This window comes from Methanolobus chelungpuianus (assembly GCF_024500045.1).
Classification (GTDB): Archaea; Halobacteriota; Methanosarcinia; order Methanosarcinales; family Methanosarcinaceae; genus Methanolobus; species Methanolobus chelungpuianus.
In genome coordinates this window covers 748,153-761,964 of record NZ_JTEO01000004.1, presented here as the reverse complement: position 1 = coordinate 761,964, position 13,812 = coordinate 748,153, and the positions used below count along the sequence as shown (strand labels likewise).

Below are 13,812 nucleotides of genomic sequence, written 5' to 3'. Positions count from 1 at the left end.
TATGGTCACCATCAACTACAGGAGTGCGGAAATAAAGCTGGCAGAGAGCGTATATGACCCGGCGGAGGACTCATACCTGCTTGCTGATGCTGCGGTCGGGCATGCAGAAGATGGCATGCGGGTCCTTGAAATAGGGACAGGCACGGGCTTTGTGTCCGCTGTCGTACAGGCGAACAGGAAGGTAAAGCTCATCGCAACTGAGATCAACCCTTATGCAGCCGCATGCGCACGCTCCAACGGCATAGAGGTCATCAGGACAGACATGTTCGCAGGCATCAGAAAAGACAGGCAGTTCGACCTTATCGTATTCAATCCCCCCTATCTTCCAACATCTGAAGATGAGAAAGTACCGGGATGGCTGAACTATGCTTTTGACGGCGGTATTGATGGACGTACCTCTATCAGGTATTTCTCAGAAGAAGTCTCCGGCTACCTTGCACCCGGAGGAACAATCCTTTTGTTAGTTTCGTCCCTGACGGGCATAAAAGAGGTAAGCGAGCGGATGCAAGCTTACGGATTGAAGACAAAGATAGTAGCCAGCGTGAAATGCTCCTTTGAGGAACTGGTCGTCATCAAGGCAACTGGGCATTCGTGCCCGGGCGAGCAAAAGTGATCGAGGGTTATGTGAACCCTTCGATCAGCCTGTTAACTCTCCCAGTCTCCGGCTTGTGTCTTATCAGGGGAGCTTCTTTCAGGATCTCGTGATTATCCTCCAGGATCGGCCTCTCATTGGTGTAGAATATCCCAAGGGGTATCCTGTCACCCCATTCGAGGGACCTTTCAAAGGCTTTCACCCTGTCATCAAGAGCATACTCACCTTCCTCCATCTTGTAGACCCTGTTGGAGTACCATTTGAACGTGTTCAGTTTGTTAAAGGTGACACAGGGCTGGAGCACGTCAACCAGAGAGAGACCCCGGTGCTGGATAGCTTTCATCAGCAGTTCTGTGAGGTGCTGGACATCCCCCGCATATCCCCTGCCCACAAAGGAACAGTCCTGGGAGATAGCAAATGCGATGGGGTTGAACGGATTGTTGAACACACCCTGCTTCTGTATCTTGGAGACCATGCCGCGCTCGCTGGTAGGTGAAGCCTGTCCCTTTGTAAGGCCGTATATCTGGTTGTTATGCACAATCACAGTAATGTCGGGATTTCTTCTGACGGCGTGTATCAGATGATTGCCTCCTTCGCCGTAGCAGTCCCCGTCCCCTGCTACCGCAATCACCGTCAGTTCGTGGTTTGCCAGCTTTGCCGCAGTTGCTGGAGGAAGAGTACGTCCATGAAGGCCGTTGAAGAAGTTGCAGTTCAGATACTGGGGAAGCTTTCCTGCCTGACCGATGCCTGAGACCATCAGCACTTCGGAAGGAGGCATGGCAAGATTTGCAAGAGCTGCCTTAACTGCCTTAAGTATATTGAAATCACCGCATCCCGGACACCATGCAGTCTCATATTCACCATAATCCTCTACGCTCACCATTCAGATCACCTGCTTTTCACGGAGAGCTTCAATAATGGACATCGGAGTGAAAGGCAGTCCGTCATATCTCAATACCCTGTCAGACACCTCGATACCAGTTTCGGCACGCAGCAGCCGGGCAAACTGTCCCGTGTAGTTATTCTCAACGCATATCCTCTTCTTCGACCGTGCAAGGGTCTCCTTCACTTTCTCCGCTGGCATTGGATAGATATGATTGAAATGCAGCAGGTTTGTCGGATGACCGTCCTCGTTCAGCATATCCACGGCTTCGGCCAGCGGCCCGTAAGTGGAGCCCCAGCCAATGAGGGTCAGCTTTGCGTCCCTGGGACCGTAGAGGCTTGGAGGGTTCATTTCTTCTCTCAGCATCTCAAGTTTTCTCATTCTCTTATCCACCATCCTTATACGGTTCTCCTGTGATTCATCAATGCGGCCGAACTCATCATGCTCGTCACTGTCAGCGCAAACCAGCATTCCTTCCTGTCCCGGGAGTGCCCGGGGGGATATGCCGTTGGGGGTGAGCTTATAGCGCCTGTAATCCCCGTGCTTGGTCCTGAGTTCCTGATCGGATAACAGATGCCTTTCGATCGTTATCCTTGATGTATCGAACCGGTCGCAGGTGAACAAAGAATCGGCAAGGTACTGATCGCTCATGACAAAGACAGGTATCTGGTACTTCTCTGCAATATTGAAAGCGTCAGCTACCATGTAGAAGCACTCGTCGGGGGTGCCCGGCGCAAGGATACACCTCGGGAATTCTCCCTGCGCAGCATGGAGCGCAAACAGCAGGTCACCCTGTTCCGTCATCGTAGGAAGACCGGTAGCCGGTCCCGGACGCTGGGCAAGGAAGATCAGCACCGGCGTCTCAGTTATCCCTGCAAGGCCAAGGGCCTCGACCATGAGGGAAAAACCGCCGCCAGCCGTAGTGACCATGGAACGCGCACCTGTAAAGGAAGCGCCAAGCGCCATGTTGAGAGCTGCGATCTCATCCTCGGCCTGCTCAACAACCACACCGAACTCCCCGGCATGGCCTGCGACGTAGTTCAGCACGCCGGTGGAAGGTGTCATGGGATAAGCTGACATGAACTGGACCCCCGCGGCAAGTGCTCCGAGTCCGGCAGCCTCACTGCCTGCAATGAGCATCCTGTCCCCTTTCGCCTCTGGTGCGGATACATTGAACTTGCAGCCGTGAGGATAGTTCTCCCTCACATAATCATAGCCCGCCTTTGCCACCCTGAGATTACTATCGATTATCTCCTGTCCCTTCTTGAGGAACATCCCCTTAAGCACCTCATTGAGAGGGTCCAGGCCCAGGCAAAGCAGTCCTATAGCTGCACCTGCTGCTACCGTATTAGCGTATATCTTGTTACCGCCGACTTCCTTTGCGATCTTCAGCATTGGCACATGGAATATGGAGTCGTGATCCGATCCAAGCTCGACCACATCCCTGTCAACGATAACTACACCGTCCGTCATCTCGTCCAGGTGCCTGTCAACGGAAGTACGGTCAAGAGCGATCAGTATGTCCACATTCTCATCCATTGCTCTGACCTCAGCATCACTGATGCGTATCTGGAATGTGTTATGACCACCCCGTATCCTGGAGAGGTAATACTGAGTGCTGAACACAAAGAATCCGCTCCTGAGCAGGCTCTTGGAAAGCACATTACCGATAGTTTCCAGTCCCTGGCCTGCAGCTCCACCTATCTTTATAGTAAGATCCAAGTTCATTTAATCCCCCTGATGATTTCCATTTGTTCGAAGACCGTTTTAAGGGCCGTGAGACCCTAGATCCATGCCGCCTCCGAGTGTGCAAGAAGACAAGGATAATCTTATCAGACAGTGAAATATTCATCTATGGCTTTATATCTATAACTGTCAGCCTGCTATAATGACCTGACCGGGAATATACAGGAATCATGTCCCTCTCAAGGCGGCTTCAGGCATTGATCACGCGCCCGATCCTTGAGACCTGGGGCTGTTTGGAGATCATATATATTAATGCAGGTACGCCTGAACCTGATATTTGTTTCAGGATATTCTTCGCCGTGCAGCTCATGCGCGGACTCTTTTCCAGTGAGTCACTACCCAGAAGACTTATAAATTTGTCAAGCTGTCCCATGCCAGTCGTGAAGCCGACCTCTTCCCTGATGTTCTTTCTTCTGCTGAAGGCAAGCTCTATCCAGGAATTCAGTTCTCCTGTAAGGTATTTACAGAAAGGCTCGTCGATAACCATCCAGGAGCGTCCCTTGCTTATATTAGAGAAATATTCATGGAAAGTGTCTCCCCTGGCAATCGTGTACACACTCCCGATATTACCTGTATGGCTGTCGCTTGTGGCCACCATTCCCTTTCCAAACCTCTGTGCAAGAGCCATCACGAAGAGATTCTTCTGCCGCAGGTCCTGCATATTGTACTCCGTCACAGGGAAATGCCTGACAAGTTCGGGGACTGCAGGGAAATTCGGCCTGTCACCCCTGGGGAACCAGAACGGGTGATTGTATACATATGGGAGGTCATTGCTCCTGAAATAGTCGATCAGGCTGTAAATATCCTTTTTTTCCCTCGCCAGATGATCGAACTCAAGGAACTGCTCCCTGTCAAATCCGAAAACGTTGATATGTACGGTATGCCCCACATTGACAGGATCTCTGACGGACAGTTCCACGCCGGGTACGAACCCCTCACGCTTCCACCCGATAATATCGTTGGCCTTGACAGTATCATGATCCGTGAAGGTTACGATATCGAGACCATTTCTTCTGCCTTTGCGAAAAAGGCTCTCAGGATGCATCGATGCAGCAGACAGCACATCAAACGAGCAGCAGGTATGAACATGCAGGTCTGCTTTATGCCACCCGTTTTCCATGAGTCCGGCAGCCCTGTCGGAAGAGATAACCTTCAGTCCGCCTGTGTATGTTCCACTCCCCAAGATATCACTTCCCGGATCCGCGGAGGCCGCAGCTGATCCCAGATGATCTAAGATATATAGTTAATATGACGGGAGAGAAGTAAATACTTTATGAACATAAGCTCAGTTAATATCAAATTTATTACATTAGAGAAATATGAGAAATACAAGAAGGCAATGAAGGCAGAGATATCAGGACAAAGGCCACGAAGGGATATCAGGAGAATAGCACTCATAATCTCGCTTTTTCCTGTATCCTGTCGTTAGGATTTATTCCTGAGGGATTTCAGGCATTGATCATTCTCTCTATCTTTGTGACCTGTGACCTTTTGGTGAGCATGTGCAGGAGCACCGGCAGGCGCGAGCCTGATATCTGCCTGGCCACGCCGGATGTCGCTTTATTCAGTCCTGTGCTCTTCCACGGAGTGTCCATTGCCAGAGCACTCAGGACTTTGTCAAAGGCGCCAACCCCGGTGGAGAATCCGGTCTCCTCCCATATCTCTTTGTCAATGCTGAATAGGAGCTCCATAAGGCCGCCCACTTCACTGGCGAAGTGTTTCCATGAAGGCTCCTCCATTACCATATAGGAACGCCCTTTAACGATATTGCTGAAGTACTCTTCGAAGGTGTCGCCTTTTGCGACCGTGTAGACCCTTCCAATACCGCCTGTATGGCTATCAGTGGTTACCACCGTTCCTTTGTTGTGGCGCTGCGCCAGCATCATGGAGAAGAAATTCTTCTGTTTCAGATCCTGGGCGTTATACTCTATTACAGGGAACTGCCTCACAAGCTCAGGAACTGCAAACATATTGGGCTTCTCACCGAACTTGAACCAGAAAGGATGGTTATAGGTATGGGGCAGGTCGTTGTCCCTTAGATAATCAATAAGGCTGTAAATATCCCTTCTTTCCCTTGCCAGATGTTCCATCTCCATGAACTGCTCCCTGTCGAATGTATACGTATTCACATGCACGGTATGTCCTACATTCTCAGTGTCCTTGATAGATATCTCTACACCGGGGACCAGGTTCTCCCTGTCCCATCCAAGCAGGTCGTAAGCCTTTACAGTATCATGGTCTGTAAAGGTGACAAAGTCAAGTCCTGTATTCTTTGCTTTCTCGAGAAGGTGCGCAGGGTGTGTCTGCCAGGCGGGTGGGACATCGTGAGAGCAGCATGTGTGTACATGCAGATCAGCTTTGCACCATCCATCCTCCAGAAGTCCGGCTGCCTTTTCAGAATTAATTATCCTATTTTTAATCTCTGAGGCCTGGAACAAGTTATCACAGCGGGGTTAGTGGGTGGTGGTTATAAGGTGTACCCACTGAAACACAATAATATATAACTATATCTTTTAGATACGTAATTTAGTTACTTAATATATAGTAGTTCTGTGGCCTATTTACCTGTGCAGTTTTAGATGAGGGATAATAGATGTTGCTGACATCGCCCTGCTCCCGTACGATCCCTGTCCCGGCGTCGTTGATCAATGCGTTTACAGGAGGTGGCAATCCTTATCCAGTTTCAGGAGCATCCTGCCTGTAAAGCCTTTAACTTTGCAGTACTATTATTGATCATGGGAAAGTCGGGGATCGCTTTTGGGCTGTTCACTGTTGCCGTAGTGCTTGTGGCAGGCTGGTATCTTGCAAGCGTAGCTATCGTCAGGGATGCCGTAATGGTGGATTACAGCGTGGTCGGAACAATAGGCCAGGAAGTAGAGGTAAGGCAATACAGCAACCTGACCCTTGCTTCCATGAGTTCCGACAGCCTGGACAGTGCCTTCACCGCCCTCTCCCGCTACATCATAGGGAATAACAGGGACAATGCCAGGATGGATATGGTACTGCCCCTGATATCCCGGAGCGAAGGAGAGCGTGTGAATATGTCCTTCATACTGCCTGAAGGGTACCGGGTGGATAATGCGCCGCAGCCTCTGAACAGCGATATTGCCATCAGCGAGATTCCCTCAAGGAAAGTGGCCGTCCTGGGATTTTCAGGATACGCAGGCGATTCTGCTTACGAGGAACACCGGGGAAGGCTTGAGAGTTCTCTCAGGGAGCACAGGGTGCAGACGCAGAGTGATTATTTCCTGTTCAGTTATGCACCTCCCCGCTCACCTCCTGTTCTTATGAAGAACGAAGTGGCAGTTGAGGTTGCATGATGCCGCATTTTGGAAGATCGCTATTTATTTTCAGGAGGGACCTGCGCATTGAGGATAATACGGGCCTCAGGGCAGCTATGGAATTGTCAGAAGAGGTCATTCCGTGCTTCATATTCGACCCGAGGCTCTCAGACAGAGAAAGGCTCGGTTTCAATCCGCACGCCTTCCAGTTCCTGCTGGAGTCACTGGATGACCTCAGTGAGCAATTGCACTCAAGAGGAGGCAGGCTTTACCTATTTTACGGGACCGCTGAGGATGTCGTCAGCCGGCTGGCCGGAAAGCTGGATATTAATGCCGTGTTTGTCAATCATGATTACACCCCCTTGAGCAGGCGAAGGGATGAAGCCATAAAGAGAGCCTGTATTGGTTCAGATGTGAAGTTCATGCAGTTCCATGACTGCCTGCTGCATGAGCCGGGATCAGTCCTGACAAAACAGGGAAAGCCTTACCTTGTGTTCTCACAGTTCTTCCGTGCCGGCTTCAGAAGAGAAGTACCCCTCCCCATAACGCTTCCCGGAAAGAGTTTCTATACAGGGAAGCCGGGAATTGAGGAGTTCCACTCTTTCGAAACGCTGCTGCCTTCCAGGAACGGGCGTCTCTTTTCCAGGGGCGGGAGGGAAAATGCCTTAAGTATACTGGGAGACCTCCCAGGCTTTGAGAGATACGATACCGAACGCAACTATCCTTCCACTCACGGAACGACGGCTCTCTCGGCACATAATAAGCTTGGGACCATATCCATTCGGGAATTCTATCACAGTGTGAAGGAGGAGCTAGGGGAAGAACATCCACTCCTGCGGCAATTGTACTGGCGTGATTTCTTCACTCATACAGCATACCATTTTCCTGATGTATTCATCCAGTCCTTCAGGGAAAAGTTCCGCAGCATCGACTGGGACTATGACAATCCACACTTCCATGCATGGTGTTCCGGGAATACCGGTTTCCCGATAGTTGATGCAGGCATGAGGCAGCTGAACGAGACAGGCTTCATGCACAACAGGGTAAGGATGATCACTGCATCATTCCTTGTAAAGGACCTGCATATGGACTGGTACCTCGGCGAGCGATATTTCGCAAGCATGCTTGTGGACTATGACCCATGTGTGAACAACGGCAACTGGCAGTGGTCTGCATCCACAGGTGCGGACTCGCAGCCGTACTTCCGCGTTTTCAATCCATGGCTCCAGCAGAGGAAGTACGATCCGGAATGCGAATATATCCGGCAGTGGATTCCTGAATTGAGGGAAATGAGTGCAGCAGATATCCACGGTCTTGAGAGAAGTAAGCCCCCTGCTTCCTCGGGGTATCCTTCTGCAATAGTCGACCATAAGAAAGAAAGGGACAGGACATTGGCTATATTCGGTTCTTTGTGACCCGAAGCAAGAAGACACTTTTCCCTGCGGGAGACCCTGGCCGGGAATTCAGCCATATCCGGACAGGTTTAAATAATTCCTGTGACTAAGTGTTAAGTTTCAGCAGAGACACAGGGATATAATGGTAAGCGATGAAGAAATGCTGTCGGATAGTGTATGGAGCCTTTTTAGAAGATTCACCTTCCCCGCGGTCGCAGGAATACTGGTTGCAGGGATACAGACAATAATTGATGGCTTTTTCATAGGTAACGGCGTGGGCAGCCAGGGGCTTGCGGGTGTCACGCTTGCTTTTCCCTTTGTCATGTTCATCGTAGCGGCCGGAATAATGATGGGCATGGGCTCTGCAAGCCTCATTGCTCTTGAACTTGGGAGCTCGCACAGGGACAGGGCCATGAGGATCATGTCCAATGTGTTCCCTCTTGTGGCTGTGGCAGGACTTGTGATCACTATACTGGGCCTGGTCCTTGTTGATCCGCTGATCGGCATGTTCGAGGCGAGCGATCTTGTCAGGTCGATGGCAGGAGATTACATGAGTGTGATCTTTGCGGGATCGGTCCTCCTGCTCCTTCCGCTTACCCTGGACCCTCTTGTAAGGAACGACGGGTTCCCTTTGCTTGCCATGAGGACAATGATACTTGCCGTGCTGGCAAACCTTGTGCTTGACTATCTGTTCGTGATGAGGATGGATATGCAGCTCTTCGGGGCGGCTCTCGCCACAGTGATGGCCTTTGCACTGAGCGCAATCATACTTTCCATGCACTTCTTCGGCAGCAGGACAGGACTTAAGGTCAGCCTCGGGACCATGGGATTCCATCCGGGGGAAGTACTGAGGATTGTGGAGAGCGGCCTGCCGTCCTTTGCGATGCAGTTCTCGGTGGCGGTGCTGTTCCTTGCACATAATTTCGTGCTGCTCCGGTACGGTGACGAGGGGGCGGTCTCAGCATACGGGATAATCGGCTATTCATTTGCCGTGTTCTATATGATGTTCGAGGGTATTGCCGTCGGTGTACAGCCGATAATCGGCTTCAATTACGGAGCTGGCCTGTATGACAGGGTGTGCAGGACACTGCAGCTTGCCATGGCCGCCTGTGTGGCGATAGGGAGCATTGGCGTCATCATAGTCTACCTGGTGCCTGAGATGGTTGCCGGCATGTTCAATCCTGATACCGAGGAGATCCTCGAGACCACTGTGACCGGCATGAGGATAATAGTGGCATCGCTGCTGGTCCAGGGTATCGTGGTCGTGAACGCTACCTATTACCAGTCAGTCAACAGGGTGGGCTATGCCCTGTTCATCCACCTGGGAAAGATATTCGTGTTCATGTTCCCGCTGCTGCTGGCCCTTCCAATGTTCTTCGGCCTGCACGGCGTGTGGTTCGCGACCCCTCTGGCAGATTACCTTATGTTCGCTGTGGTGATGGTGATGCTGTACGATGAGCTGAAGGTGCTCAGGGGAGAGAAATGCAGGAGACCCTAAATGCGTCCCGCACTGCCTGCCCACATTACATCTGTTTCCAGTAAGTCCTCGTGCCGTTACCTGTCAGACGTGACCCTGCCGATGCCTGCGTTAATATGAGGAACATTGACAGCACATCCACCGAGGACGCCATTGAGTTGAACAGGATCAGGGCCATTGAACCTGCTGTCAGCAGGCCTGCGTTTCCCAGCACAAGTGGCAGCAGTACCGAGATGATGACAAAGGGCAGTGCTGTGACCAGCAGATATCTAGCTTTCGGGATCTCTTCCTCGGTGTAAACGAATCCTCCCGCATAGGTGATGCCCGCGCATGTCCTGTCCGATGAAGCGAAGCCGGGGATCATCACCAGGTGCAGCATCTCGTGAACTATCAAAAGCAAGGACAAGCCCACAACAGCCTCAAGGCTGACCGTTCTGCTGAACCCGTCCTGGCCGAAACCAAAGTCTGACGGTGAGACAGGCCGGAACAGGCTGAATATCCCCACAGTCAACAGGACATTGAGAACCATCAACTGGATCGAAACCGCCACTGCAGTCATCAGCCTCTGCGGCTCTTTCAAAGCCACCCATCCGTCCCCTGTCAGTTCCTCATGCCTCTGCTTGCCTGTCGCCGGAATCCTGCTGACGATCTTTATGCCTGTACCTCCTCTTGGCCCTATCTTGTATTGATCAGTTTGTTATCACATCTGATAATATACTTCCCGCCGCTCCATTCTTCCATAGCCCAATCAGCGGGAAAGACCTATCCATACAGGATAGACCAGCCTCATTATTTAATCATATGCAATAACTATATACAGATCCCGGCTATCGCCCCTGCTCTCCTCCCCGTTCACCCCCTGGCACCGCCCATGCATAACTTTAATTAGCAGAGCGCATTTATACCATCTGCCACTGTAAGCATGTTTCTTTCCCGGAACGGCAATATTAATAAATGAAAAGCTACAGTTAGCAGTGTTGTTCCTTAAAGCGGGGGTTGCCCAGCCAGGCCAAAGGCGATGGGCTTAGGACCCATTTTCGTAGGAATTCGTGCGTTCGAATCGCACCCCCCGCATGCGATTTTTGAAGAGTTAACAGAAAGGAATGCAAATTCCACTTCAAATTTGCAATTTTATTGGTTAAAAGAGAAAGGAAAAATCGAACTGTTAGCTAAGCCCTGGATTTAATTTTCTTATAATAAGCAAATAGAAGAAGTGGAACAATTGTTTAGATCTCAGTTATAAGTGCTGAGTCCCTAACATAGTATTCAAAGATCTCCCTTCCCCATTGTACTGCTTCCATACTGCTGTTTATCAAGTGTGTATGGTCGTATGAGTCATCGTTCGTTAACGGCCTCAATAAAATACATGTATCACATTGCACAAAATAAAACAGGCCTCTCAACTCTGAATACGTGTAAAGTCTAAAATGCTTGCTATTAATAAGCTTCTGCAGTGCTTCAGGATTATCCTCTTTGATTTTATTGAAAAGATTCAACTCAAAGATAACCGATAAATTTCCTCCACGGTCCAGAATCTCAGAGGCCCATTTAAAGAAAAAAGGTGGCTGAACAACGCTCAATAAACTGACAGAATCTGATAGTAAGGTTTTTTCATAAAAAGCTTTATTGTATTCATATATTTCAGAAATAGCAGGATCATACTTAGTCCAACCCCTGATCTTAAGCAGTCTCTTTAAGAGATGTGAGGGGATAAAATTAAAGTTGTGATTCCACCAATAGTCCCCATGGAAAAACTTCATTGTCTCTATCATTGAACTAATCTCAGCAACCAATAGATGGCCCATAGCCGTCAACTCATAATTGTCATCCTGATGTTTAACAATTTTACTTTTAGTTAACTCTATAAGCTGCGGGGATAGTTTCTGTGGTGACATTTCCAGTTCTTTAAGCATTTCTCGTTTTTCCTTAGGACTATCCTGCAATAATAAAAGCATATTTATTTTTTCCATCGAGCAAAAGATAGACATAAGCATCTTTTTGTTTTCCACTACAGCACTCCCAGTTAACATACCTATGCTGCTATATTAGAGAATAATGTTTAATAGGTTTTACGCAGCATGAAAATTGTATCTTGTTATGAACTAAATGAGGAAATTCTGAAAAAGAGATGATGTAAATATCAACATTATTGTTAACCAGACGGGCACATGCGTCCAGGGCATGGATGTAACAAGGATTTAATAGGCTTATGAAAGGCATGGGCTCCTCAATCGAAACTGTAGTTCAGTCCATTTAACGTCTTTCTAAATTTTCCCTGTCCCAGTGAGCTGAATCTGCTGCAGCTTCGTAAGTCGTATTAAGGAAGTCCAGTAATGTCTGAGATGGGTCATTGGATTGTTGCACCTCCTTATATGGAAGAATGAATTCACCTAGATCGTTATGATAGTAAGCGCTCTCAGGTTTTATGCCGGCAGATTTAAAGCCTTGGGGTTCAGGATAAATATAGCTGTAAAAAGCTGCAAAAGGTACTGCATCATTTCCCGGCCAAAACCCACAGCTGCTCACTTCATGGGAATAAGCATCTATGGCTACCCAATCCGGAAAATTAGGTATGCCTCCGGGATGTAGCGGAGCTTTGCGTCCGGAAAACCTGGAAACAGCCAGATCAAAGCTTCCCCAAAAGAAATGGACAGGACTGCATTTTCCTATAAAGCCCGCCCTGAATTCTGTAAAGACCTGATTGGACTGAAGCAGGGCGCAATGCAGAGCAGTGGCCACTTCAGGTACATAAGAGTCCCGCTCATCCTTATCTAAAGGAACGGGACTTTCCATTTCACTTGGCACAGGATTGATCTTTACTTCTATATTCATCTCCTTTAATGAATCCAGAATATCCCTGTAAAAAGCGCCTACTGAAAGAGACGGCAAATCAAATCTTCTTACTTCATTCCGGCTGGTTTTTATTTCCAACTGGTGATTAAGAAAATCAAAGTCTATTTGAAAATGTTTTCCATCCGAAGGAAGATCGCCAGTAGTGAGACCAACAGGCGTAACCATTAGGGCAACATGCCACGAATGATTGATCCAGGGCATCTTTGCCAGTTTTATTTTTCCTACAACCTGTGTCCACAAGTGGATGGTCTGGTAAGTTTCTTTTCCTTCTTTGAACAATAACTCAGGCCAAATTTCTTTGTTCCTGTCTTTCATACTTATCATATCTTGCTTTGCGTTTTATATATTCTTGGAAGCAATTGTCCGATATCACAGTTTCCAAGAGCCGTCAATACTGTTGGTCCAGAGTCTCATGTTGATCTCCTGCAGGAGGCAGCTCTAAGCAAGCACAGTCTGGCCCATGACCTGCAAGAACCTTTCAGGTTCCTTGTTGATCTTCTTCCGTGAGTTGAAGATAAACTTGTGCAGAAGCTGCAAATGGTAAGTAAATAAAACGTATCAGGAAAGTTATCGGCATATAATCACTTTCAAGCAGCTTCCTAAAACTAACCGCATCAAAGCCCGGATGATTGTTTCCGTTTTTACAGTTGTTTATAGTAAAAATACCATGATTCATGACAAGTAATATTTTTATTGCAATCTGATAAAGCTATAATATACTTTAGACCAGGTTGCAGAGAATATCAGTAATTTTTCTTATAGATCTTTATTACAAGATCTTTAAATTATTTTAATATGGGATCCATAAAAGTGTTGCCAGATATTCAGTTGTATATATTCCTGGCATGTGATCTTTGGGATTATATACAACTCCAAAAAGAGTAAGCTATTTTCTTAAGGCTTAATTAATACATATAGAAATGTCTACTGTAAATGTTATGATATATCTTACAGAAATGATGTCCAGAGATTGTATTTACAGTTGCGTGTTAATTCTTTCTATGGTTATAACCAGTGCTCCTCTTGCCCATGAGAACTTTGATGTTGCCAGATCTGCATATTTACCTGAAGTTTGGATTTCACCTGTTCCAGAGATGCAACATCCCTGTCCGGTGCTGTTGGTACCTTCAACTTTTCTTGAAGCAAAGAGCAATTCCACGCGGTTGTTCTTCTTGAGGTTCTCCTCGGTAACATTATAATATCCGGCAGGAATAAGGATTATTCCGCTTTCTTCTGTTTTAAATGCTCTGATATAGCCACCCCATGTTGCAACCAGGTGCGGACCATTATCCCCACAGGTTGCAATAGCGACCCATTCCGTATTATCTAGAACTTCCTGGCATTTTCCTTCAATCCGTACTATAATAACTCCCCCTGCTATCCTTTATTCTATAATAGACTCATTTATGATCAGTTATAAGGTTTTCCATAAATCCTTGCTATTCGGATTATTAGCAAACTTAACAATAATTCTAAGTATAATCTGCCGGATCCAGCGAACATGTTCCGGCATTTACTTTCTATCCTTAGTTATTTGATTAAACTGTTCTTCTCTCACCTTACACTTCCCATATCTCCAGCCTTTG

12 protein-coding genes and 1 tRNA gene are annotated in these 13,812 nt (G+C 48.1%); 5 read left to right on the top strand and 8 right to left on the bottom strand.

Features of this window, described 5'->3' with window-relative positions; all coding sequences use genetic code 11:
- Nucleotide 1: 1 nt before the first annotated feature.
- Entirely contained in the window at nucleotides 2-613 is a 612-nt protein-coding gene (locus PV02_RS08440) for a HemK2/MTQ2 family protein methyltransferase (RefSeq protein WP_256622933.1), read from the top strand.
- A 7-nt stretch (nucleotides 614-620) separates the two neighbouring features.
- Here the strand turns inward: PV02_RS08440 and PV02_RS08435 are convergent, their stop codons facing one another.
- From PV02_RS08435 to PV02_RS08420, 4 genes are all read right to left on the bottom strand, one after another.
- On the bottom strand, nucleotides 621-1,475 hold the full coding sequence (locus PV02_RS08435; protein ID WP_256622932.1) for a 2-oxoacid:ferredoxin oxidoreductase subunit beta: 855 nt from the start codon (nucleotides 1,473-1,475) through the stop codon (nucleotides 621-623).
- A complete protein-coding gene (locus PV02_RS08430; RefSeq protein ID WP_256622931.1) occupies nucleotides 1,476-3,203 on the bottom strand; it encodes a 2-oxoacid:acceptor oxidoreductase subunit alpha in 1,728 nt (575 codons plus the stop codon). It lies immediately after the preceding gene.
- Between the two features lie 208 nt (nucleotides 3,204-3,411).
- Complete coding sequence (locus PV02_RS08425; protein WP_256622930.1) at nucleotides 3,412-4,404, bottom strand: PHP domain-containing protein; 993 nt, start codon at nucleotides 4,402-4,404, stop codon at nucleotides 3,412-3,414.
- A gap of 265 nt (nucleotides 4,405-4,669) precedes the next feature.
- On the bottom strand, nucleotides 4,670-5,659 hold the full coding sequence (locus PV02_RS08420) for a PHP domain-containing protein (protein WP_256622929.1): 990 nt from the start codon (nucleotides 5,657-5,659) through the stop codon (nucleotides 4,670-4,672).
- 297 nt (nucleotides 5,660-5,956) lie between these two features.
- On the opposite strand from PV02_RS08420, the gene PV02_RS08415 reads away from it, so the two are divergent.
- The 3 genes from PV02_RS08415 to PV02_RS08405 all read left to right on the top strand — a co-directional run bounded on the left by PV02_RS08415 (nucleotide 5,957) and on the right by PV02_RS08405 (nucleotide 9,394).
- Nucleotides 5,957-6,541, top strand: coding sequence for an SOUL family heme-binding protein (locus tag PV02_RS08415; RefSeq protein WP_256622928.1), 585 nt, complete (start codon nucleotides 5,957-5,959; stop codon nucleotides 6,539-6,541).
- On the top strand, nucleotides 6,538-7,917 hold the full coding sequence (locus PV02_RS08410) for a cryptochrome/photolyase family protein (protein WP_256622927.1): 1,380 nt from the start codon (nucleotides 6,538-6,540) through the stop codon (nucleotides 7,915-7,917). The genes PV02_RS08415 and PV02_RS08410 overlap by 4 nt, the downstream gene beginning before the upstream one ends.
- 121 nt (nucleotides 7,918-8,038) lie before the next feature.
- Entirely contained in the window at nucleotides 8,039-9,394 is a 1,356-nt protein-coding gene (locus PV02_RS08405; protein WP_256622926.1) for an MATE family efflux transporter, read from the top strand.
- Between the two features lie 25 nt (nucleotides 9,395-9,419).
- Here the strand turns inward: PV02_RS08405 and PV02_RS08400 are convergent, their stop codons facing one another.
- Nucleotides 9,420-9,959 (bottom strand): DUF3267 domain-containing protein, encoded by a 540-nt coding sequence (locus tag PV02_RS08400; protein ID WP_256622925.1) that lies wholly within the window; start codon nucleotides 9,957-9,959, stop codon nucleotides 9,420-9,422.
- Between the two features lie 403 nt (nucleotides 9,960-10,362).
- Here PV02_RS08400 and PV02_RS08395 point away from each other — a divergent pair.
- A tRNA-Leu gene (locus tag PV02_RS08395) sits at nucleotides 10,363-10,447 on the top strand.
- A 152-nt stretch (nucleotides 10,448-10,599) separates the two neighbouring features.
- Here PV02_RS08395 and PV02_RS08390 read toward each other — a convergent pair.
- The 3 genes from PV02_RS08390 to PV02_RS13355 all read right to left on the bottom strand — a co-directional run bounded on the left by PV02_RS08390 (nucleotide 10,600) and on the right by PV02_RS13355 (nucleotide 13,580).
- Entirely contained in the window at nucleotides 10,600-11,343 is a 744-nt protein-coding gene (locus tag PV02_RS08390; protein WP_256622924.1) for a helix-turn-helix transcriptional regulator, read from the bottom strand.
- 283 nt (nucleotides 11,344-11,626) lie between these two features.
- On the bottom strand, nucleotides 11,627-12,541 hold the full coding sequence (locus PV02_RS08385; protein ID WP_256622923.1) for a DUF5996 family protein: 915 nt from the start codon (nucleotides 12,539-12,541) through the stop codon (nucleotides 11,627-11,629).
- A 661-nt stretch (nucleotides 12,542-13,202) separates the two neighbouring features.
- Entirely contained in the window at nucleotides 13,203-13,580 is a 378-nt protein-coding gene (locus tag PV02_RS13355; RefSeq protein ID WP_425438355.1) for a pyridoxamine 5'-phosphate oxidase family protein, read from the bottom strand.
- Nucleotides 13,581-13,812: the final 232 nt, after the last annotated feature.